Origin of the sequence: Micrococcus sp. KRD096 (assembly GCF_017168495.1) — a bacterium.
Taxonomy (GTDB): domain Bacteria; phylum Actinomycetota; class Actinomycetes; order Actinomycetales; family Micrococcaceae; genus Micrococcus; species Micrococcus luteus.
The window spans coordinates 184,451-203,730 of sequence record NZ_JABFAY010000015.1 but is presented as its reverse complement, the minus strand read 5'-3'; the positions used below and the strand labels follow the sequence as shown (position 1 = coordinate 203,730).

Sequence of the window (19,280 nt, the reverse complement as noted above, 5' to 3'; positions counted from 1 at the left end):
TGCCACGCCGCCCCGCACCCCTTCCGCCAGCCCTCGCCGGCCGCGTCTTCACCCGGCGCGAAGCCCTGGACCGCCTCTCCCTCTCCTCCGACCGGCTGCGCAGCCTCGACCTGCGCCAGGTCACCCACGGGGCACACCGCGCGGTCGTCGACGTGCCGGGGTCGTGGGCCGCGCTCGGATACCCCCGCCCCGTGGCGGCCCTGCCGCCGGAGGAGGCCGCTGTCGTGGTGGCTCTGACCCGTGGGGTCGCCTCGCATCTGACGGCGGCGCGGCTGCACGGGCTCGTCCTGCCGTGGTGGGCCGAGGAGGACACACGGGTGCACGTGAGCCGGCCGCACCGCACGGGTCGGACGGGGCGCGCGGGCGTCGCCTGCCACGGACGCACGGTGCCGGCCGAGGACCGCGTGGAGGTGCACGGGGTCCCGGTCACCTCGCTCGAGCGGACGTGGGTGGACCTCTGCTCCCTGCTGCGGCCGGATCAGGTGGCGGACGCCGTCGTCGCGGGGGACGCGCTCGTGAACCGTCCGTGGGTGGACGGGTCCCGACTCCCGCCGCGCACGACGGCGTCGCGGCTCTCCGCGGCGCTGGAGCGGGCGGGCCGGTTCAAGGGCGTGCGGGTGGCTCGGGCCGCGCTGGCGCTGATCCGGGTGGGGGCGGACTCGCCTCCGGAGACGCGACTGCGGCTGGCGCTCCTCGACGCCGGCCTCCCCGAGCCGCGCCTGCAGGCGCAGCTGGTCTCACCGGCGGGGGAGCGGACCGACGCGGACATGGTGGTTGAACGGTCCCGCGTGGCCCTCCACTACGACGGCGGCCACCATCGCACGCCGGAGCAGCAGCGACGCGACGCACGGCGGGACCGTCTCTGGCAGGAGGCCGGCCACCTGTCCATCACGGTGATGGGCGCCGACCTGGCCGAGGACTTCCGGACCGTGGTGGCCGCCGTCGTCCGCCACGACCGGGCCGTGCGGGCGGCCTCCACCTCCGGCCCCGCCCCGCAGAACTTTCGAACGTGAAATCGGGCGAATGGGCACTTTCGAACGTGGGATAGGCCCTCTCTTACGTTCGAAAGCGCGTCGGGCGCGCCACCCGTCAGGCGAGCGAGTCCTCCCAGGCCCGGTGCAGCGCCGCGAACCGCCCGTCGGCCGCCACCAGCTCGGCGGGGCTGCCGTCCTCGACGATCCGGCCGTCGTGCATCACGAGCACCCGGTCGGCGGTCTCGACGGTGCTGAGCCGGTGGGCGATGATCAGTGCCGTCCGGTTCCCCAACAGCCGCTCCAGCCCGGCCTGCACGAGTCGCTCGCTCGGCAGGTCCAGCGACGACGTCGCCTCGTCCAGGATCAGCACGGCGGGGTCCGCGAGGAACGCCCGCGCGAACGACACGAGCTGCCGCTGTCCCGCGCTCAGCCGCCCGCCGCGCTTGGCGACGTCGGTCGCGTAGCCCTCGGGCAGCCCCAGGATGAAGTCGTGCGCCCCCACCGCCCGGGCGGCCGCCTGGATCTCGGCCTCGGTGGCGTCGGGCCGGCCGAGGGCGATGTTCTCCGCGATCGACCCGGAGAACAGGAACGCCTCCTGGGTCACCATCACCACGTTGCGCCGCAGATCCGCCTGGCTGAGCTCGCGCAGCTCCACCCCGTCCAGCGTCAGCGAGCCGGCAGAGACGTCGTAGAACCGGGCGATGAGCTTGGCCAGCGTCGACTTGCCCGCACCCGTCTGGCCCACCACGGCCACGGTCTGCCCGGCCGGGATCACGAGGTCGAACTCCGGCAGCACCACCCGGTCCGGTCCGTAGCTGAACACCGCGTCCCGGAACTCCACCCGCCCGGACGCCACGCCCGTCCCCGGAGCGTCGGCCCCGGGCAGCGGCGTGGGCTCGGCGGCCTCCACCACGGTGGGCTCCTCCTCGAGCAGGCCGGAGACCTTCTCGAGCGCCGCCGTCGCGGACTGCAGCGACGAGTAGAACATCGCCACCATCTCCATGGGCTGGAACACGCGCCGTCCGGCCAGCAGGAGCGCCACGAGCACCCCCACCTCGAGGTCGCCGTCGAGGACGCGCAGGCCCCCGGTCACGAGCAGCGCCGCCACCGTCAGGTTGCCCGTCGCCACGAGCACCGGCTGCAGGATGCCGAACAGGTTGAGCGTGGCCACCATGTCGTCCCGGTAGGCCGTGGCCAACGCGCGGTACCGCGCGTCGTTGTCCCGTTCCCGCCGGAAGGCCTGGACCGCGCGGATGCCGGTCATGGTCTCCACGAAGTGCACGATCGACCGCGCCGAGGACACCCGCGACCGCCGGTACGCCTCCTCGGACCGCACCTGGTACCAGCGCGTCACGATCGCCACCGGCACGGCCGCACCCAGCAGCACGAGGAACGACGGCGGGTCCAGCAGCAGGATGGACGCCGCGGTGAACGACATGAACATCAGCCCGGACACGAGCGAGGACACGCCCTGGTCCAGCAGCTCCCGCAGCGCCTCCAGGTCCGAGGTCTGCCGCGAGATCACGCGCCCGGACGTGTACCGCTCGTGGAACCCCAGACTCAACCGCTGCGTGTGCCGGAACACGCGCAGCCGCAGGCTCAGCAGCATGGCCTGGCTCGCCCGCGCGGTGAGCCACGTGTACGCCCCCAGGAGGCCGCCGGAGACGAGGGCCGCCGCCACGTACGCCCCGCCCACGGGGACGAGGATGGGCCAGACGGACTCGCCGGCCCGCACGGCCTCGACGACGCGCGGCAGCTCCGCGTCGATCGCCCAGGCGATGATCAGCGGCCCGGCCGCCCGCGCCGCGTTGGACACGAGTACGAAGACCACGGTGATCAGCAGCGTCCCCCGGACCGGCCGCGCGAGCTCGCCGAGCAGCCGGAAGGACCGGCGCCGGATGTGGCGGCGCTCCGCGCGGGTGTAGTCGAGGTCCTCTTCGGCCCCCACGCCGCGCACGCGGCTCACGTCGGCGGCGCTCATGCCTGCTCCTCCGGTCGGCTCGAGATGATGTGCCGGTACACGGCGCTGCGGGCCAGCAGTTCGGGGTGCGTCCCCACGTCCTCGATCCGCCCGTCCGCCAGCACCGCGACCCGGTCCGCGAGGGCCACGGTGGAGGGACGGTGCGCCACGATCAGGGTGGTCGTCCCGTCGAGGACCTCGCGCAGGCGCGCGGTCACGGCCTCCTCGGTGCGCACGTCGAGGGCGGAGAGGGGGTCGTCCAGCACGAGCACGTCCGGGCGTGCCGCGATCGCGCGGGCGAGGGCGATCCGCTGGCGCTGTCCGCCGGAGAGGCTGAGGCCCTCCTCGCCGATCTCGGTCTCGACGCCGTCCGCCAGGTCCGCCACGAAGCCCGCCTGCGCGGTCTCGAGCGCGAGGTCGAGCAGGGCGTCCGCCGCGGGGGAGTGGAGGCCGTCCGCGAGCACGTCCGCCGGGGCGCCGAGCAGCACGTTCTGCCGGATGGTCGTGGAGAACAGCGTGGCGTCCTCGAATGCCACGGACACCCGCCGGCGCAGCTCCTCGAGCGGCATCCGGCGCACGTCCACCCCGTCCACGCAGACGGAGCCCGCCGTGACGTCGAGCAGCCGGGGGACCAGCTGCAGCAGCGTCGACTTGCCGGCGCCGGTCGCGCCGACCAGGGCCATCGTCTCGCCGGGCACCAGCTCGAGGTCGACGCCGTCGAGCAGGTCGCGCTCCCCGCGCCCCGGGTCCGCGTCCGGCCAGCGGAAGCGCACCCCGCGGAACGCGAGCGCGCCGGTGGCCGGGGGCACGACGGCGGCCTCCCCGGTGGGCGAGGCGATGTCCACGGGCGTGGCGAGGACGTCCACGTGGCGGTCGATCGCCGTGCGGGCCGAGAGCGTCATGCCCATCAGCTGGCCCACCGACTCGACCGGCCCGGCCAGCACGGCCGCGGTGGCGAAGTAGGCGGCGAGCGCGCCCACCGTCAGCTCCCCGGTCGCCACGAGCCACAGGCCCAGGGCGAGGCCCAGGCCCAGCACCGTCTCCGGCAGGGCCACGATGAGCGCGATGAACCGGGCCAGCACCGAGGCCTTGTGCACCTCGGTGCCCTGCAGCGTGCGGGCGCGCCCGCGGAAGCCGTCGAGGGCGTGCGCGCCGCGGCCGAACGCCTTGAGGACGCGGATGCCGTGCACCGACTCCTCGACGGACGTGGCGAGGTCCCCGGCCTGGTCCTGGGAGAGCCGGGACGCGGCGCGGAAGTCGTTGCGGAACCCGAACGACGCCCACATGATCGGCACGGCCGCGGCGAGGTAGAGCAGGGCCAGCTGCCAGGACAGCAGGAACAGCAGGACGAGGCCGACGGCGATGGTCACCACGTCCACCACGAGCATGACCGAGCCGAACGCGATCCACCGCCGCAGCAGCGAGAGGTCGCCCTGGGCCCGGGAGAGCAGCTGCCCCGAGGGCCACGCGTCGTGGAACGCCACCGGCAGGCGCTGGAGCCGTTCGAACAGGGCGATGCGCGCCCGGTTCTCCACCCCGGCGGCCGGCGGGAGGATGAAGTACCGGCGCAGGCCGATGAACGCGGCCTCGGCGAGGCCGAGCACGGTGAGTAGGCCGGCGGCCCGCCACACGTCCGCGCGGGAGTCGGGGGAGGAGGGCCCGGCGAGCACAGTCTGCGTGAACACGGTGTCCACGAGCAGGTGGATGACCTGCGGGATGGCCAGGGCCACGAGGCCCGCCGCCGTGGCCGAGGCGAGCCCGAGCACCCAGCGCGCCCGCACGCCCTCGAGGTACGGTGCGATCCCGCCCAGGGCGTCACGCAGGGACGAGGCGGCGGGAGAGGTGGCGCGGGTCACGGGGCTCCACTGTACCCGCGGCCGCGGACGGGACAGGCGGCTCAGCCCCGCGGGACCAGGTCCAGCACCACGGCCTCGGGCCGGCACGCGAACCGCACGGGCGCGGACGGCGCGGTCCCCAGGCCGGCCGACACCTCGAGGGGGACGGTCCGCCCCGCGGCCGTCCACGTCGAGACCCCGGAGGCCTGTCGGCGGGGCAGGTCGCAGTTGGTGACGAGCGCGCCGAGGAACGGCACGCACACCTGCCCGCCGTGGGTGTGGCCGGCGAGCAGCAGGTCGGCGCCGTCGGCGGTCATGGCGTCCAGCACGCGGCGGTACGGGGCGTGGGTGACGCCCAGCCGGAACCGCCCGTCGTCGCCGGGCCGCCCGGCGCCGTCGTCGGGCGCGGAGCCGGGGAAGCCGGCCCAGGCGTCCAGACCGAGGTGCGGGTCGTCGGTGCCGGCGGCGAGGACCTCGAGCGTGGTCCCGGCGCGGGTCGGCACGGCCAGAGCGGCGCCCCGGTTCGTCAGGTCGGCCCAGCCGGCGGCGCGGAACGCGCCGAACAGGACGTCGGAGGGAAGCCGGGGCCGGTCCGCGTCCATGCGCGAGGGGCCCGCGAAGTACCGGAGGGGGTTGGCCGCCTTGGGCGCGTAGTAGTCGTTGGAGCCGGGCACGAACACGCCGGGCCGCGCCAGCAGCGGCCCGAGCGCGTCGAGCACGAGCGGCACCGACGCCGCGGCGGACACGTTGTCACCCGTGTTGACCACGAGGTCCGGCTCGAGTGCATCCAATCCGCGCAGCCACGCCCGCTTGGCCCGGTGCCGGGGCAGCAGGTGGATGTCCGAGAGGTGCAGCACCCGCAGCGGCGCCGACCCGGCCGGCAGCACGGCCAGTCGGTGCGTGCGCACCGTCCGGGCCTCGGCCTCGGCGAGGCCCCAGGCCAGGCCGAGGCCCGCCGTCGCGGCCAGCCCGGCGGCGGCAGGCGCTGCGGCGCAGAACATGCGCCGGGCGGGGGAGGCGGCGGGGCGCATCGCGGTCAGAAGCCCGGGACCGCCTGGGGCTGCGGCCCGCCCCGGTCCAGGTCGTCGATGGTGAACTGGCGTCCGTCCGGGTGCTCGCCGGCCTCGCCCGGGTCCTCCGACTGCGGGCCGTCCCACTCGGGCAGTTCACCCGGCGGGAACTTCTCCTTGGCCAACTGGTTGTACTCGAGCCAGGACGGGCCGTTGATGGAGGTCGAGTAGAACGGGTTGCGGACCTCGCCATTGACGGTCTCGCCCGTCATGGACTTCAGGTTGTTGTAGCGGCCGGTCCACACGGCGGTGGCCAGCTTGCTGGTGAATCCGACGAACCACGTGGAGGACACGTTGTCGTTCGTGCCCGTCTTGCCGCCGAACTCGTAGCCGGCGCCCTCCTCGGCGATGTTGAAGCCGCCGATGTGGCGCAGGACCGGCATCAGCTCCCGGACGTGGTCCGGGTCGATGACCTGGTCGCACTGCGGGTCGGCGACGTCGTACTGGTTGCCGGCGGTGTCCGTGACCTCCAGGATGGCGCGCGGCTCGCAGTACAGGCCGTTCGCGGCGATGGCGGCGTACGCGCCGGCCAGGGAGAGCGGTGCCACCGAGTCCTTGCCGAGCAGGAAGGACGGGTCGTCCGGCTGCAGCGGGGAGCTGTCCAGGGCGCGGGTGATGCCCAGCTGGGTGGTGAGGCTCGTGATGTCGCACAGGTCCAGCTGGTACGCGGTGGCGACGGTCGGGGTGTTCACGGACCAGAAGAGGCCCTCGTCCACGCGCACCTGCCGCAGCATGTCGGGGATCACGTTCTTGAACTGCCAGGTGCCGCCGATCGTGGTGTAGCCGCCCGGGCGGCACGAGGCCGCGAAGCGCGTGCCCGTGGGGTAGACGTTCCGGGAGGCGTCCACGGAGTCGACCAGGCGGTTGCCGTTGCGCAGCCACGTCAGGGCCACGAAGGGCTTGAGCGTGGAGCCGGCCTGGAAGCCCTGGCCGCCGCCCCACTGCTTGTCCACGTTGAAGTTCAGCGAGGTGTGGCCGAGTTCGTCCTGGATGGCGTACTCGGTGTTCTGGGCCATGGTGCGGATGTTGCCGGTGCCGGCCTCCACCGAGGTGAGCGCGTGGCCGGCGCCCAGCGACTCGTTGTTGGGCACGGAGGCGCGCAGGTTCTTCTCGGTCTCCTTCTGGAGCGTCGAGTCGATCGTCGTGCGGATGGTGAGTCCGCCGCGGTCCAGCAGGGCCTGGCGGGACTGGACGTCCGGGCCGAACGTGGGGTCGGCAAGGATCTGCCGCTCCACGTAGTCGCAGAAGTAGGCGCCGAACTTGGCGTAGAGGCAGCCCGAGGGGCGGGACTCCATCACCACCTCCATCGGCTGGGCGACGGCGTGGTCGTACTCCTCCTGGGAGAGGTAGCCGTTGTCCTTCATCGCGTTCAGCACGAGGTTGCGCCGCTCCGTGGCCTCCTCCGGATTGCGGGCCGGGTTGAACCGGGTGGGGGACTGGACCATGCCGGCCAGCGTGGCGGCCTCCCAGCTCTCCAGGTCGGCGGCGGACTTGCCGAACACGTACTGCGAGGCGGCCTCGACCCCGTAGGCGCGGCCGGAGAACAGCACGATGTTGAGGTAGCCCTCGAGGATCTCGTCCTTCGACATCTGCTTCTCGACGGCGACCGCGAGCTTGATCTCCTTGACCTTGTCCGCGATGTTCTTGGAGCCGGAGAGGGTGAGGCGGGAGTCGCCGCGGATCTGCTGCACGTTCACCAGCATGTTGTTCACGAACTGCTGGGTGAGGGTGGAGGCGCCCTGCGTGGAGTCGGAGGTGGCGTTGTTCACGGTCGCGCGGATGAGGCCGCGCGCGTCCACGCCGTCGTGATCGTAGAAGCGCTCGTCCTCGATGGCCACGATCGCGTGCTGCATGTGCTCCGAGATCTCGTCCAGCGGGACCGGGGTGCGGTTCTCCTCGTAGAAGACGGCGATCTCCTCACCGTCCTCCGAGAGGATGCGCGACGGCACGGAGACCGGCTCCGTGGGCAGCTCGTCCGGCAGCTCGTCCAGCATCTCCCGGCCCGACGCGGCGGCGACACCGGCCAGGCCCGCGACGGGCAGCAGGAGGGCCGCCACGAGCAGGCCGGCCACCGCCGAGAGGCCCACGAAGGCGAGGAGGCGGCCGAGGGCGCTCGAGGGCGCGGGGAAGCGGGTCGTGCGGGAGGCCATGGGCGCGAGTGTAGCGCGGGCGCCTGGGACCTCTTCCGGGGTCCGCACCGGTGGCTAGGGTGGGTCCCATGACTCAGCAGACGCAGTGGGAGTACGCCACGATCCCCCTCCTCATCCACGCGACCAAGCAGATCCTCGACCAGTGGGGCGAGGACGGCTGGGAGCTCGTCACGGTGATCCCGGGTCCCGAGGGGAACAACCCCGTGGCCTACCTCAAGCGTCCGAAGGCGGCGTGAACGTGACGGAGCAGTCCTCGGCCCCCACCTGGGGCGACGGCGCCGTCGCGGCCCGCCTCGCGGAGCTCGGCATCGACCGACCCGCCGTCGCGGCACCGGTCGGCTCCTACGTCCCGGCCCTGCGGGACGGCGACCTCGTGCTGACCTCCGGCCAGCTCCCCTTCGTGGCCGGCGCCCTGCCCGCCACCGGCAAGGTGGGCGCGGAGGTCACCCCCGAACGCGCCCAGGAGCTCGCGCGGGTGTGCGCCGTGAACGCGGTGGCCGCGGTGCACGAGCTGGTGGGCGACCTGGACCGGGTCGCCCAGGTCGTCAAGGTCGTCGGCTTCGTGGCCTCCGACTCCGCGTTCACCGGTCAGCCCGGCGTGGTGAACGGCGCCTCGGACGTGCTGGCCGAGATCTTCGGCGAGGCCGGCCGCCACGCGCGCTCCGCCGTCGGCGTGGCCGTGCTGCCCATGGACGCTCCCGTCGAGGTGGAGATCACCGTCCGTGTCCGCTGACCCGGCCGGCCTGCTGCTGCCGGTCCCGGGGCAGGAGGAGGACCTCACCCGCCAGTGGCTGGACCGGCGCTTCCGCCAGGTCCGCCCCGCCCGGCCCGGGTCGTCCGTCGTGCTCGTGCGGGACGGCGACGACGGCCCGGAGGTCTTCCTCCGTCACCGTGCGGGACGCACCCCGCTCGGCCGCGTGGGTCTGCCCGGCGGCGCGCTCATCGAGTCCGACGCCGACTCGTGCCCGTGGTACGGGCCCGAGCCCTCCCAGTGGGCCCGCACGTTCGGGACCACGGACCGGCGGCGTGCGCGGCAGCACGTGGTGGCCGCCGTCCGTGAGCTCCACGACGAGGCCGGAGTGCTCCTCGCCGGTCGCTCCGACACGGACGTCGTGTCCACGGCGCGCATCGAGACCTGGGGCGGGGGCCGCAGCTCCCTCGAGGAGGGCTCGGAGAGCCTGCCCCATCTGCTGGCCGCGCGTGGCCTCGGGGTGCGCGCCGACCTGCTGCGCCCCGTCATGCGCTGGCATTCCGCGCCCCACGTCCACCGACGTTTCGACACGGCCGTGTTCGCCACGATGACCCCACCGCTGCAGTCCGCGCCGGCATCCGAGGAACCCGGTCCCGAACTCCGGGCGTGGGTGCCCGCGCGTCGCGCGCTCGCCGGCCCGCTGCGGCTGCCCGGACCCGCCGGGGCGGAGGGCACGGCACCCTTCGACCAGGTGGCGACCCCGCTGACGCAGGTCATCGTGCGTCGGGTCGCGGCGCACCGGACGGCCGCCGCCTTCCTGCTCTCCGTCACGCCCTGTGCCCGGCGCGGCCCCGTGCCGGAATACCACCTGGTCACCGAGGCCGGCGACGGCGGCACACCCCGGATGCGCGTGGAGCGGGCCACCCGGGACTGACCGGGGTGGCCCGCTCCACAGCGGCGGGGGGGCGTCAGCGCGAACGCTGGCGCAGACGCTGCAGGTCCAGGATGACCACGGCGCGGTTCTCCAGGCGGATCCAGCCGCGCTGGACGAACTCGGCCAGGGCCTTGTTCACGGTCTCGCGGGACGCGCCCACCAGCTGGGCGAGCTCCTCCTGCGTGAGGTCGTGCGCCACCAGCAGGCCGTCCGCGGCCGGGCGGCCGAAGCGGTCCGCGAGGTCCAGGAGCGCCTTGGCCACGCGGCCCGGCACGTCCGAGAACACCAGGTCCGCCAGGGACTCGTTGGTCTTGGACAGGCGCTGGGCCAGGGCCTGGAGCAGCTGGACCGACACGTCCGGCGAGGAGGCGATGGCGCGGCGCAGGTTCTCGTGGCGCAGACCGGCCAGGCGCGTGGCGGAGACCGCGGTGGCGGTGGCGTTGCGCGGGGCGGGGTTGAACAGCGCCATCTCGCCGAAGATCTCACCGGGGCCGAGCACGGCCACGAGGTTCTCGCGGCCGTCCGAGGCGGTGCGGCCGAGCTTGATCTTGCCGGACATGATCACGTACAGCTGATCGCCCTGGTCGCCCTCGTGGAACGCGGACGCGCCGCGGGAGAGCTCCACCTCGGTCAGCTCCGAGGTGAGGATGGCGAACACCTCGTCGTCCAGGTTGGTGAACAGCGGAGCCTTCCGCAGAACCTCGAGATCCATGTGTGCGTGTCCTCTCTGTGGGCAGTTCCTCACACCGCGGCGGAGGAGCCGCCCGGTTCACTGGCGTCCATTGTGCCCCATACCCCCGTGCGGGCCGATACCCTGGATCCTCCACCGGGCGCGCGGGCGGTCCCCGTGCGTGGCCGGTGCCGTCGCATCCGAAGGAGGTCGCCCATGCCGCTGGGTCTGACGTGGCTGGACGTCCTGCTCATCGTCGCGCTGGCGATGCTCCTGGTCCAGGGCCACCGTCGCGGCCTGTGGGTGGTGCTGGGCAACCTCGTCGGCCTGGTCGGCGGTGCCGCGATCGCGTTCTACGCCCTGCCGGAGGTGGCGGAGTTCGTCACCGCGCCGCAGTGGCGGTGGGCCGCGCTGATCGCCACCCTCGTCCTGCTCGTGGCGGCGGGCCAGTACGTGGGCGCCGCCATCGGCGAGGCGATCCGGCTGCGCGTGAACCTGCCGGCCCTGCGACTCGTCGACCGCCTGCTCGGCGCGCTCGCCGCCGGTCTCGCGGGCGCCCTCGTCCTCTGGCTCGTGGCGTTCTCCATCGCGGCCTCCGGCTCCACCGCGGTCACCCGTGAGGTGAACCGCTCGCAGGTGATCACGGCGCTGGACACCGTGATGCCCGACTCGCTCCTGGCCTGGGCCGCCCGCTCGCGCTCCGCCGTCGCCGACCTGGACGTGCTGCCGGAGCTCGAGCTGCCCGCCCCCGTCCCGGTCAGCCGGACGACGGCCGCGCAGTGCAACCAGGTGCAGAGCGGCTCGGGCGTGGCCGTGGCCCCGGACCGCGTGCTCACGAACGCGCACGTGGTCCTCGGCGTGGACGCCCCCACCGTGACGGACCGCGCCCGCGGCGTGCACGCGGCGCGGATCGTCCACCTGGACACGGCGCACGACCTCGCCGTCCTGGCGGTCGACGACGCGAACCTGCCCGTCATGCCGGTCGGCGCCGAGCTGACGGGCGGCGCGTCGGCCTCCGTCCTGGGCTATCCCGACGGCGGCCCGTTCGCCTCCACCCCCGCGACCGTGCAGGCCGTCGGCGAGGTGCCGCTCGGCGACGTCCTGACCGGGGCCGCGAGCATGGTGGACGTGTACACCCTCGCGGCGGACATCCGCCACGGCTACTCGGGCGGCCCGGTGGTGGACACGGCCGGGAACCTGGCCGGTCTGGTGTTCGCCCGGGCCCCGGGCTCGGACGCCGTCGGCTACGCCCTGACGGCGGACACCATCGCCCCCGTCGTCGCCGCGGCCCCGGGGATGACGGCCACGGTCCCTTCGGGGGACTGCGTCCCGGGCGGCTGAGCCGGCGCCGCGCCACGCGCCTGATGCCCGCATTCCGGACCGGACTGTCCGGCAACGGCCCGTGTCGACTATTGTGTTCTCCGTCACACTCGAGTTTTCCCGACCCCCGGAGGTCCTGCATGTCCAGCACCGTCTCCGCGCCCGCGTCGGCGCCGAAGCGCACCCGGGAGGAGTTCACCGGCCGGTGGGCCTTCATCCTGGCGGCCATCGGCTCCGCCGTGGGCCTCGGCAACATCTGGCGCTTCCCCTACGTCGCCTATGAGAACGGCGGCGGCGCGTTCGTCATCCCCTACCTGATCGCGCTGCTCACCGCGGGCATCCCGCTGCTGTTCTTCGACTACGCGATCGGCCACCGCTTCCGCGGCTCCGCGCCGCTGGCGTTCCGGCGCCTGTCCCGGTGGACCGAGACCGTCGGCTGGTGGCAGGTGCTCATCTGCGTCGTCATCGCGATCTACTACGCCGCGATCATCGGCTGGGCGATCATGTACACCTGGTTCTCCGTGGACCAGCGGTGGGGCGACGACCCGGAGACCTTCCTCATGGGCGACTACCTGCAGGTCGCCGACGACCCGTCCCCGTCCTTCGACTTCGTCTCGGGCGTCTTCTGGCCCATGCTCGCCGTCTGGGTGATCACGCTGCTCATCATGGGCTTCGGCGTGCGCCGGGGCGTGGCCCTGGCCTCGATGGTCGGCATCCCGCTGCTCGTCGTGATGTTCCTGATCCTCGTCGGCATCGCCCTCACCCTGCCGGGCGCCGCCCAGGGCCTGGACGCGCTGTTCACGCCGAACTGGGCCGCGCTGGCGGACCCGGGCGTCTGGATCGCCGCCTACGGTCAGATCTTCTTCTCGCTGTCCGTCGGCTTCGGCATCATGATCACCTACGCCTCCTACCTCAACCGCCGCACGAACCTCACCGGCTCCGGCCTGGTGGTCGGCTTCTCCAACTCGGGCTTCGAGATCCTGGCCGGCATCGGCGTGTTCTCCGCCCTGGGCTTCATGGCGCAGGCCTCCGGCGTGTCCGTGGCCGAGGTGGCCGGCAGCGGCATCGGCCTGGCGTTCATCGCCTTCCCCACCCTGATCTCGCAGGCCCCGCTCGGCGCCCTGATCGGCGTGCTGTTCTTCGGCTCGCTCGTGGTCGCCGGCTTCACCTCGCTGATCTCGATCCTCGAGGTCGTCATCTCCGCCGTGAAGGACAAGCTCGGCTGGGGCCGCTGGACGGCCACGATCGTGGTGATCGGCCTGTCCGGGGTGGTCTCCCTCGCCCTGTTCTCCACCACCACGGGCCTGCAGATGCTGGACACCATGGACGCGTTCGCCAACAACTTCGGCATCGTGGGCGCGGCGCTCCTGTCGGTGCTCCTGGTCACCGGCGCGCTGGGCTCGGCCCGTCGCATCACGGCGCACCTCAACGCCGTCTCCTCCTTCAAGGTCGGCCGCGGGTACGTGCTGCTGATCGGCGTGCTCATGCCGATCGTGCTCGCCTACATCTGGCTCTCCTGGATCATGAAGGTGATCGCGGAGGGCTATGAGGGCTACCCGGGCGACTTCCTCGGCGTCTTCGGCTGGGGCATCGCGCTCGGCTCCGTCGCCCTGGCGATCCTGCTCTCCCTGATCCCGTGGTCCCGCAAGTCCAACCTCTACGCGGAGGATCTGGACAGCGAGATCCACGGCGACCTCATCCCGCACAACGCCGTGCCCGAGGGCACCGTCCCCACCGGCGCCCTGCCGGTGGTGCCCGCGGCCGCCACCCGGAAGGAGCTCTGACCGATGAGCACCGCAGCGATCGTCATGATGTCCCTGGCCATCCTCCTGGTGTGGGGCGGCCTCGCGGTCTCCGCCGTCCACCTGCTCCGCCACCCGGACGACTCCTCGGGCGATCTCGCCATCGAGGACGAACTGGCCCCCGCCGTGTGGGAGCGCGAGGATGGCCGTCTCGACGCACGGCACCGGTGAGTCGATGAGGGCCACCGGTCCGTCCCCAGCGGCCCCGTCCGCGGCCTCGGTCGCCGACGGGGCCGCGGGCGTGGTCTCCGCCTCCCTGCCGGTCGTGGCGGTGGACGGGAGCCTGCCGGCCCCGCCCTACCGGCAGATCGTGGACGCGGTCCTGGCCGGCGTCGCCTCCGGATCCCTCGCCCGCGGGGACCGACTGCCGCCCGTGCGCGCGCTCGCCGCCGAGCTCGGCGTGGCACCGGGCACCGTGGCCCGGGCCTACAAGGAGCTCGAGGCGCACGGCACCATCCGCACCCGGGGGCGCGCGGGCACGTTCGTGGCCGCCTCGGCGGACGCCCGCGCGGACGCCGCGCACCAGGCCGTGCGCCGCTGTCTCGACACCCTGCTCGAGCGCCTCGGCTACACGCCCGAGGAGGCCGTGGAGCTGGTCCGCCGGGACGCGGCCGCCCGCACCTGAGCCGGGCCCGCCCACCGACGACGCCGCCCCGGACCGCACACAGCGTGCGGACCGGGGCGGCGTCGTCGTGCCGGCTCAGGCCTTCGGGGCGAGCGTCTCCACGATGCGCTGCATGACCGTGGGGTCGGCCAGCGTGGTGGAGTCGCCCGGGTCGCGGCCCTCGGCCACGTCCTTGAGCAGGCGGCGCATGATCTTGCCGGAGCGCGTCTTGGGCAGCTCGGGGACCACGAGCACGCGCTTGGGCTTGGCGATGGGGCCGATGTCCTTGCCCACGTGCTGCCGCAGCTCCTCCTCGACCTCGGCGACGTCGCGGTCGGCCGCGGCGGCGACCGCGGTGAGCAGGACGAACGCGACGACCGCCTCGCCCGTGGTCTCGTCCTTCGCGCCGACCACCGCGGACTCGGCCACGGACGGGTGCGCCACGAGGGAGGACTCGATCTCGGTGGTGGACAGGCGGTGGCCGGAGACGTTCATGACGTCGTCCACGCGGCCCAGCAGCCAGATGTCGCCGTCCTCGTCGTAGCGGGCGCCGTCGCCGGCGAAGTACATGCCGGGGAAGCGGGACCAGTAGGTCTCCTTGAAGCGCTCCCGGTCGCCCCAGATGCCGCGCAGCATGGACGGCCACGGCTCGCGCACCACGAGGAAGCCCGCGCTCGTGTCCGTCATGTGCTCGCCGAGCTCGTCCACGACCTCCAGCACGACGCCGGGCACCGGCCGCTGGGCGGAACCGGGCTTGAGGGTGGTCACGCCGGGCAGCGGGGTGAGCATGTGGGCGCCCGTCTCGGTCTGCCACCAGGTGTCCACGATGGGGCAGCGGCCGGCGCCGATGACCTCGTGGTACCAGCGCCAGGCCTCCGGGTTGATGGCCTCGCCCACGGAGCCGAGCACGCGCAGGCTGGAGAGGTCGTACTCGTCCGGGATGTGCCGGCCCCACTTCATGAACGTGCGGATCGCCGTCGGCGCCGTGTAGAGGATGCTCACGCCGTACTTCTGCACGATCTCCCACCAGCGGCCCTGGTGCGGGGAGTCCGGGGTGCCCTCGTAGATCACCTGGGTGGCGCCGTTGACCAGCGGCGCGTAGGCGACGTAGGAGTGCCCGGTGACCCAGCCGACGTCGGCGGTGCACCAGAAGACGTCCGACTCCGGGTGCAGGTCGAAGGTGTCGTGGTGGGTGGCCGCGGCCTGCACGAGGTAGCCGCCGGTGGTGTGCAGGATGCCCTTCGGCTTCCCGGTGGTGCCGGAGGTGTACAGGATGTAGAGCGGGTGCTCGGCGTCGTGCCACACGAGCTCGTGCTCGTCGGACTGGGCGTCCACGACGTCGTGCCACCACAGGTCGCGGCCCTCGGTCATCTCGACCTCGGCCTCGTTGCGGCGGACCACGAGCACGTGCTCGGCGGTGTGGCCGGGCGCGGAGAGGGCCTGGTCCACGGCGGGCTTGAGCATGGAGGGCTTGCCGCGGCGGAAGGAGCCGTCGGCCGTGACGACGAGCTTGGCCTCGGCGTCGTCCACGCGGGAGCGCAGGGCGTCGGAGGAGAAGCCGCCGAAGACCACGGAGTGGACCGCGCCGATGCGCGCGCACGCGAGCATCGTGATGACGGCCTCCGGGATCATCGGCAGGTAGACGGCCACGCGGTCGCCCTTGGTCACGCCGAGGGACTCGAACGCGTTGGCGGCGCGCCGGACCTCGGCGGCCAGGTCGGCGTAGGTGTAGGTCCGGGTGTCGCCGGGCTCGCCCTCGAAGTGGATGGCCACGCGGTCGCCGTGGCCGGCCTCGACGTGGCGGTCCAGGGCGTTGTACGCGGCGTTGGTGGTGCCGCCGACGAACCACTTCGCGAAGGGCGCGTCGGACCAGTCCAGGACGTCGGTGAAGTCCTGCTCCCAGTGCAGGATCTCGCGGGCGCGGCGGGCCCAGTAGGCCAGGCGGTCCTCGGCGGCCTCCTCGTACAGGTCGGCTCCGGCCACCGCCTGGGCGGCGAACTCGGCCGGGGGCGGGAACGTGGGGATCTGCTCGTCCATCGACGGGTCCTTTCGGGGTGGTGCGGTCGGTGCGCGGCGCGGATGTGACGCGTCCCACACTAGTCTCCCGCCTCAGCATGCCGCCCGCGGCGTCGTCGCCACAAATCCTCGGGTCCTGTGTGTCGCATCGTGCCCGGAAGCGCCGGCCGGGCGCGATGCGGACGTCGGCACGCGCCCCGCTCCCTAGGATGGTCGGACCTGAGCGGATCGCACGAGGGCGGGAGGACGCGCGGATGGAGACGGAGCCGACGGACACGCCGACCGGGGAGACCCGGCTGGCCCTGGTGCGCCGGGCGCGGCGGATCGACCGGATCCTGGCCGAGACGTACCCGTACGCCGTCGCCGAGCTGGACTTCGAGACGCCGTTCGAGCTGCTCGTGGCCACGGTGCTGTCCGCCCAGACCACCGACGTGCGCGTCAACGCGGCCACGCCGGCGCTGTTCGCCCGCTTCCCGGACGCCCACGCGATGGCCGCGGCCACCGAGCCCGAGCTGCAGGAGCTCGTGCGCTCCACGGGGTTCTACCGGAACAAGGCCTCCGCGATCCTGCGGCTGTCCCAGGAGCTCGTGGCCCGGCACGACGGCGAGGTCCCCGCCCGTCTCGAGGACCTCGTGGCGCTGCCCGGGGTGGGGCGCAAGACCGCGTTCGTGGTGCTCGGCAACGCGTTCGGCCTGCCCGGGATCACCGTGGACACGCACGTCGGCCGGCTCGCCCGGCGACTGGGGTTCACGGACGAGACCGACCCGGTGAAGGTCGAGCACGCCGTGGGCGCCCTGTTCCCGCGCCGGGACTGGACGATGCTCTCCCACCGGCTGATCTTCCACGGCCGCCGCGTGTGCCACGCGCGCCGCCCGGCGTGCGGGGCGTGCCCGATCGCCCGCTGGTGCCCGTCCTACGGCGAGGGGGAGACCGACCCCGAGCGGGCGCGCGCCCTGCTCGCCTACGAGCTCAAGCCCGGCCGGGAGGAGCTGCTCGAGCTCCTGCGCGCGGGGCGGACGCGCCGGGAGCTGCGCGCCCTCGGCCACGGGCTGGAGGCCTGAGCGCCCGGCCTGCCCGCTCAGCCTTCGGTGAGGCCCGCGAGGATCGCGTCGACGGCCCGGCGCGCGTGCACCCCCACTCCCGCGAGCGTGGCCGAGGCGGCCCCGCACCAGTCGTCGTAGCCGAGCAGGTGCAGTCCCGGCACGTCCACCGAGGCGGTCGGCAGCGCACGCTCCGTCGCCGGCGCCCCGGAGGGGCGGCGGGTCAGCTCGAGGCCCCGCAGATGGCGCAGGTCCGCCCGGAAGCCCGTGCACCAGACGACGTCGTCCACCGGGTGCTCGGCGCCGCGCACCCGGGCCGCGGCGCGGCTGGCGGCGGGCCAGCCGTGGCTCGCGCCGGCGTCGTGGTCCCAGCGGACGCCGTCCGGCGTGAGCGCGGTGGGCGCGGGGACCGCGTGGAGCCCGGCCTCGTCGCGGGCGCGGATCACCGAGGGCACCATGACGATGTCCCCGAGGTCGCCCACGCGCGCCTCGGAGCGGCCCAGCACGCGCGCCGAGGCCCGGTCGAAGAGCACCCGCCCGTCCACGTCGTCCGGCATGAACCGCGGCGGACGCCGGGTGGCCCACGTGGTGGCGACACCCGCCAGCAGCAGGTCCGCCGCGATCTGAGCGCCCGAGTTGCCGCCGCCCACCACGAGGACGCGCCGCCCGGTGAACGCGTCGGGGGAGCGGTACGCGGCGGAGTGCCGCTGCGTGCCGCCGAAGCGATCGGCCCCCGGGAGGGCCGGCACGAACGGGCGGGTGAACGAGCCGGTCGCGGAGATCACCGCGCGGGCGCTCAGGGTCGAGCCGTCCTCGAGTCGCAGGGTGAACGGCGGGGACGCGGCGGCGTCGTGCGTCACCGCCGTGACGCGCACGCCGCGCCGCACCGGCAGGCCGTAGCGGTCCTCGTAGTCGGCCAGGTACGCGACGACGTGCCCGGCGTCCGGGGTGCCGGGGCCGGGCGACGGCGGCATGGGTCGGCCCGGCAGGGAGGAGTGCTCGGCGGGGGAGAACAGGCGCAGGGAGTCCCAGTGGTGCGGCCACGCGCCGCCGGGCTGGGCGGCCGCGTCGAGCAGGACGAACGACGGCGGCGGGCCCGGCCGGCGCCCGCGGTCGACGTCCCGCGCGGCCCGCGCCAGGAAGTAGCCGGCCGCCAGCCCCGCCTGGCCGGCGCCGATCACCGCGACGTCCACCGGATCCGGGAACGCGGTGGCCGCCGGGGGCGAGGTCAGGGGAGCCGTCATGCCCCGAGGCTACGACCGGCGGCTAGCGTGGGGGCCATGCCTGAGACCCCCGCGAGCCCCCGCCCGACCTCCCGCGACGCCGCCGGGACGTGCGCTGCGTCGCTGACGGGTGCGAGGGACCAGCTGGCGGACCTCGTGGCCCGGTGGGGCGCGGCCCCTGCGGACGCGCCCGGTCACCACGACCCGGCTTCGCTCACCACAATCCCGCCCGAGGCCGTGCCGATGTGGGGCTTCGACTGGCCCCGGTCCGGCGATCCGCGCCCCTCCGCCGTGCTGATCCTGTTCGGCGCCCTCGACGACGTCCCCGCCCGTCACGACGCCGGGCGCGTGCACCCGCACGTGGACGTGCTGCTGACCCAGCGCGCCGCCACCCTGCGCCAGCACGCCGGGCAGATCGCGTTCCCCGGCGGTCGCGTCGACCCCGAGGACGGCGACGTCGTGGCCACGGCCCTGCGCGAGGCGCAGGAGGAGACCGGCCTGGACCCGGCCGGCGTGGAGGTCCTGGGCGTGCTGCCGGCGGTGCCGGTGGTGGTCTCCGGGCACGTGGTGCACCCGGTGCTCGGGTGGTGGCGGGACCCCAGTCGCGTGGCGGTGGTCGACCAGGCCGAGGCCGCGGCCGTGTTCCGGATGCCGGTCGCGGACCTGGTGGACCCCGCGAACCGGTGCCGCGTGGCCCGGCCCGGCGGCCGCCGCGGCGAGACGCCGGGCTTCCTCGTGGGCGAGCGCCTGGTGTGGGGGTTCACGGCGGCGCTGCTGGACCGTGTGCTGGCGCTGCTGGGCTGGGATGTGCCGTGGGACGACTCCCGCGTGCGTGAGGCGCGGACCCACCGAATCCTGCGCGATTGACGGCTGCGCGCCGCCGTCCGCTCCTGCACAGGTGCGGTGGGTCCGCAGCTGTCCCCAGCCGGACGACCGGGGCAGGCGGGCGCAGGGGCGAGGCGGTGGACTGGGCGGGCCGGCGGCCGCGGAC

General features: G+C 74.1%; 17 protein-coding genes. 10 read left to right on the top strand and 7 right to left on the bottom strand.

Annotation, left to right across the window (positions count from 1 at the left end; all coding sequences use genetic code 11):
* On the top strand, nucleotides 1-1,013 hold a 1,013-nt coding region (locus J1M41_RS07110; protein WP_206451437.1), incomplete at its 5' end, for a hypothetical protein.
* Nucleotides 1,014-1,089: 76 nt separating this feature from the next.
* Here the strand turns inward: J1M41_RS07110 and J1M41_RS07105 are convergent.
* From J1M41_RS07105 to J1M41_RS07090, 4 genes are read right to left on the bottom strand one after another with little or no spacing between them, the layout of a single operon-like run.
* On the bottom strand, nucleotides 1,090-2,955 hold the full coding sequence (locus tag J1M41_RS07105; RefSeq protein ID WP_144786253.1) for an ABC transporter ATP-binding protein: 1,866 nt from the start codon (nucleotides 2,953-2,955) through the stop codon (nucleotides 1,090-1,092).
* A complete protein-coding gene (locus tag J1M41_RS07100) occupies nucleotides 2,952-4,790 on the bottom strand; it encodes an ABC transporter ATP-binding protein (protein ID WP_206451436.1) in 1,839 nt (612 codons plus the stop codon). Before J1M41_RS07100 ends, J1M41_RS07105 begins: the two co-directional genes overlap by 4 nt.
* A 41-nt stretch (nucleotides 4,791-4,831) precedes the next feature.
* Nucleotides 4,832-5,800: a metallophosphoesterase gene (locus J1M41_RS07095; RefSeq protein ID WP_095353860.1), complete on the bottom strand. Its 969-nt coding sequence runs from the start codon at nucleotides 5,798-5,800 to the stop codon at nucleotides 4,832-4,834.
* 5 nt (nucleotides 5,801-5,805) lie between these two features.
* Nucleotides 5,806-7,989 (bottom strand): transglycosylase domain-containing protein, encoded by a 2,184-nt coding sequence (locus J1M41_RS07090; RefSeq protein WP_020628328.1) that lies wholly within the window; start codon nucleotides 7,987-7,989, stop codon nucleotides 5,806-5,808.
* Between the two features lie 68 nt (nucleotides 7,990-8,057).
* On the opposite strand from J1M41_RS07090, the gene J1M41_RS07085 reads away from it, so the two are divergent.
* From J1M41_RS07085 to J1M41_RS07075, 3 genes are read left to right on the top strand one after another with little or no spacing between them, the layout of a single operon-like run.
* Nucleotides 8,058-8,225, top strand: coding sequence for a DUF4177 domain-containing protein (locus J1M41_RS07085; protein ID WP_010080276.1), 168 nt, complete (start codon nucleotides 8,058-8,060; stop codon nucleotides 8,223-8,225).
* Entirely contained in the window at nucleotides 8,222-8,722 is a 501-nt protein-coding gene (locus J1M41_RS07080; protein WP_185194452.1) for a RidA family protein, read from the top strand. The genes J1M41_RS07085 and J1M41_RS07080 overlap by 4 nt, the downstream gene beginning before the upstream one ends.
* Entirely contained in the window at nucleotides 8,712-9,614 is a 903-nt protein-coding gene (locus tag J1M41_RS07075; protein ID WP_185194451.1) for an NUDIX hydrolase, read from the top strand. The genes J1M41_RS07080 and J1M41_RS07075 overlap by 11 nt, the downstream gene beginning before the upstream one ends.
* 34 nt (nucleotides 9,615-9,648) lie before the next feature.
* Here J1M41_RS07075 and J1M41_RS07070 read toward each other — a convergent pair whose 3' ends face one another.
* A complete protein-coding gene (locus J1M41_RS07070) occupies nucleotides 9,649-10,326 on the bottom strand; it encodes a Crp/Fnr family transcriptional regulator (RefSeq protein ID WP_002854021.1) in 678 nt (225 codons plus the stop codon).
* Nucleotides 10,327-10,500: 174 nt separating this feature from the next.
* Between J1M41_RS07070 and J1M41_RS07065 the strand changes: the two genes are divergently transcribed.
* The 4 genes from J1M41_RS07065 (at nucleotide 10,501) to J1M41_RS07050 (ending at nucleotide 14,031) form a co-directional block, all read left to right on the top strand.
* Nucleotides 10,501-11,625, top strand: coding sequence for a CvpA family protein (locus tag J1M41_RS07065; protein ID WP_206451435.1), 1,125 nt, complete (start codon nucleotides 10,501-10,503; stop codon nucleotides 11,623-11,625).
* A 119-nt stretch (nucleotides 11,626-11,744) separates the two neighbouring features.
* Nucleotides 11,745-13,388, top strand: coding sequence for a sodium-dependent transporter (locus tag J1M41_RS07060; RefSeq protein WP_095694909.1), 1,644 nt, complete (start codon nucleotides 11,745-11,747; stop codon nucleotides 13,386-13,388).
* 3 nt (nucleotides 13,389-13,391) lie between these two features.
* Nucleotides 13,392-13,577, top strand: coding sequence for a methionine/alanine import family NSS transporter small subunit (locus J1M41_RS07055; protein WP_036338231.1), 186 nt, complete (start codon nucleotides 13,392-13,394; stop codon nucleotides 13,575-13,577).
* Nucleotides 13,549-14,031: a GntR family transcriptional regulator gene (locus J1M41_RS07050; protein WP_185194449.1), complete on the top strand. Its 483-nt coding sequence runs from the start codon at nucleotides 13,549-13,551 to the stop codon at nucleotides 14,029-14,031. Before J1M41_RS07055 ends, J1M41_RS07050 begins: the two co-directional genes overlap by 29 nt.
* A 75-nt stretch (nucleotides 14,032-14,106) precedes the next feature.
* Here the strand turns inward: J1M41_RS07050 and acs are convergent, their stop codons facing one another.
* Nucleotides 14,107-16,047, bottom strand: a complete 1,941-nt coding sequence (gene acs, locus J1M41_RS07045; RefSeq protein ID WP_206451434.1) for an acetate--CoA ligase — start codon at nucleotides 16,045-16,047, stop codon at nucleotides 14,107-14,109.
* A gap of 233 nt (nucleotides 16,048-16,280) precedes the next feature.
* Here acs and nth point away from each other — a divergent pair, with 233 nt between their 5' ends.
* Complete coding sequence (nth, locus tag J1M41_RS07040; RefSeq protein WP_206451433.1) at nucleotides 16,281-17,087, top strand: endonuclease III; 807 nt, start codon at nucleotides 16,281-16,283, stop codon at nucleotides 17,085-17,087.
* A 17-nt stretch (nucleotides 17,088-17,104) separates the two neighbouring features.
* Here nth and J1M41_RS07035 read toward each other — a convergent pair whose 3' ends face one another.
* Nucleotides 17,105-18,310: an NAD(P)-binding domain-containing protein gene (locus J1M41_RS07035; protein WP_206451432.1), complete on the bottom strand. Its 1,206-nt coding sequence runs from the start codon at nucleotides 18,308-18,310 to the stop codon at nucleotides 17,105-17,107.
* A gap of 36 nt (nucleotides 18,311-18,346) precedes the next feature.
* Here J1M41_RS07035 and J1M41_RS07030 point away from each other — a divergent pair, with 36 nt between their 5' ends.
* Nucleotides 18,347-19,156 carry a CoA pyrophosphatase gene (locus tag J1M41_RS07030; RefSeq protein ID WP_206451431.1) on the top strand — a complete coding sequence of 270 codons (810 nt, stop codon included), beginning with the start codon at nucleotides 18,347-18,349 and terminating at the stop codon, nucleotides 19,154-19,156.
* The last annotated feature ends 124 nt before the right edge of the window (nucleotides 19,157-19,280 follow it).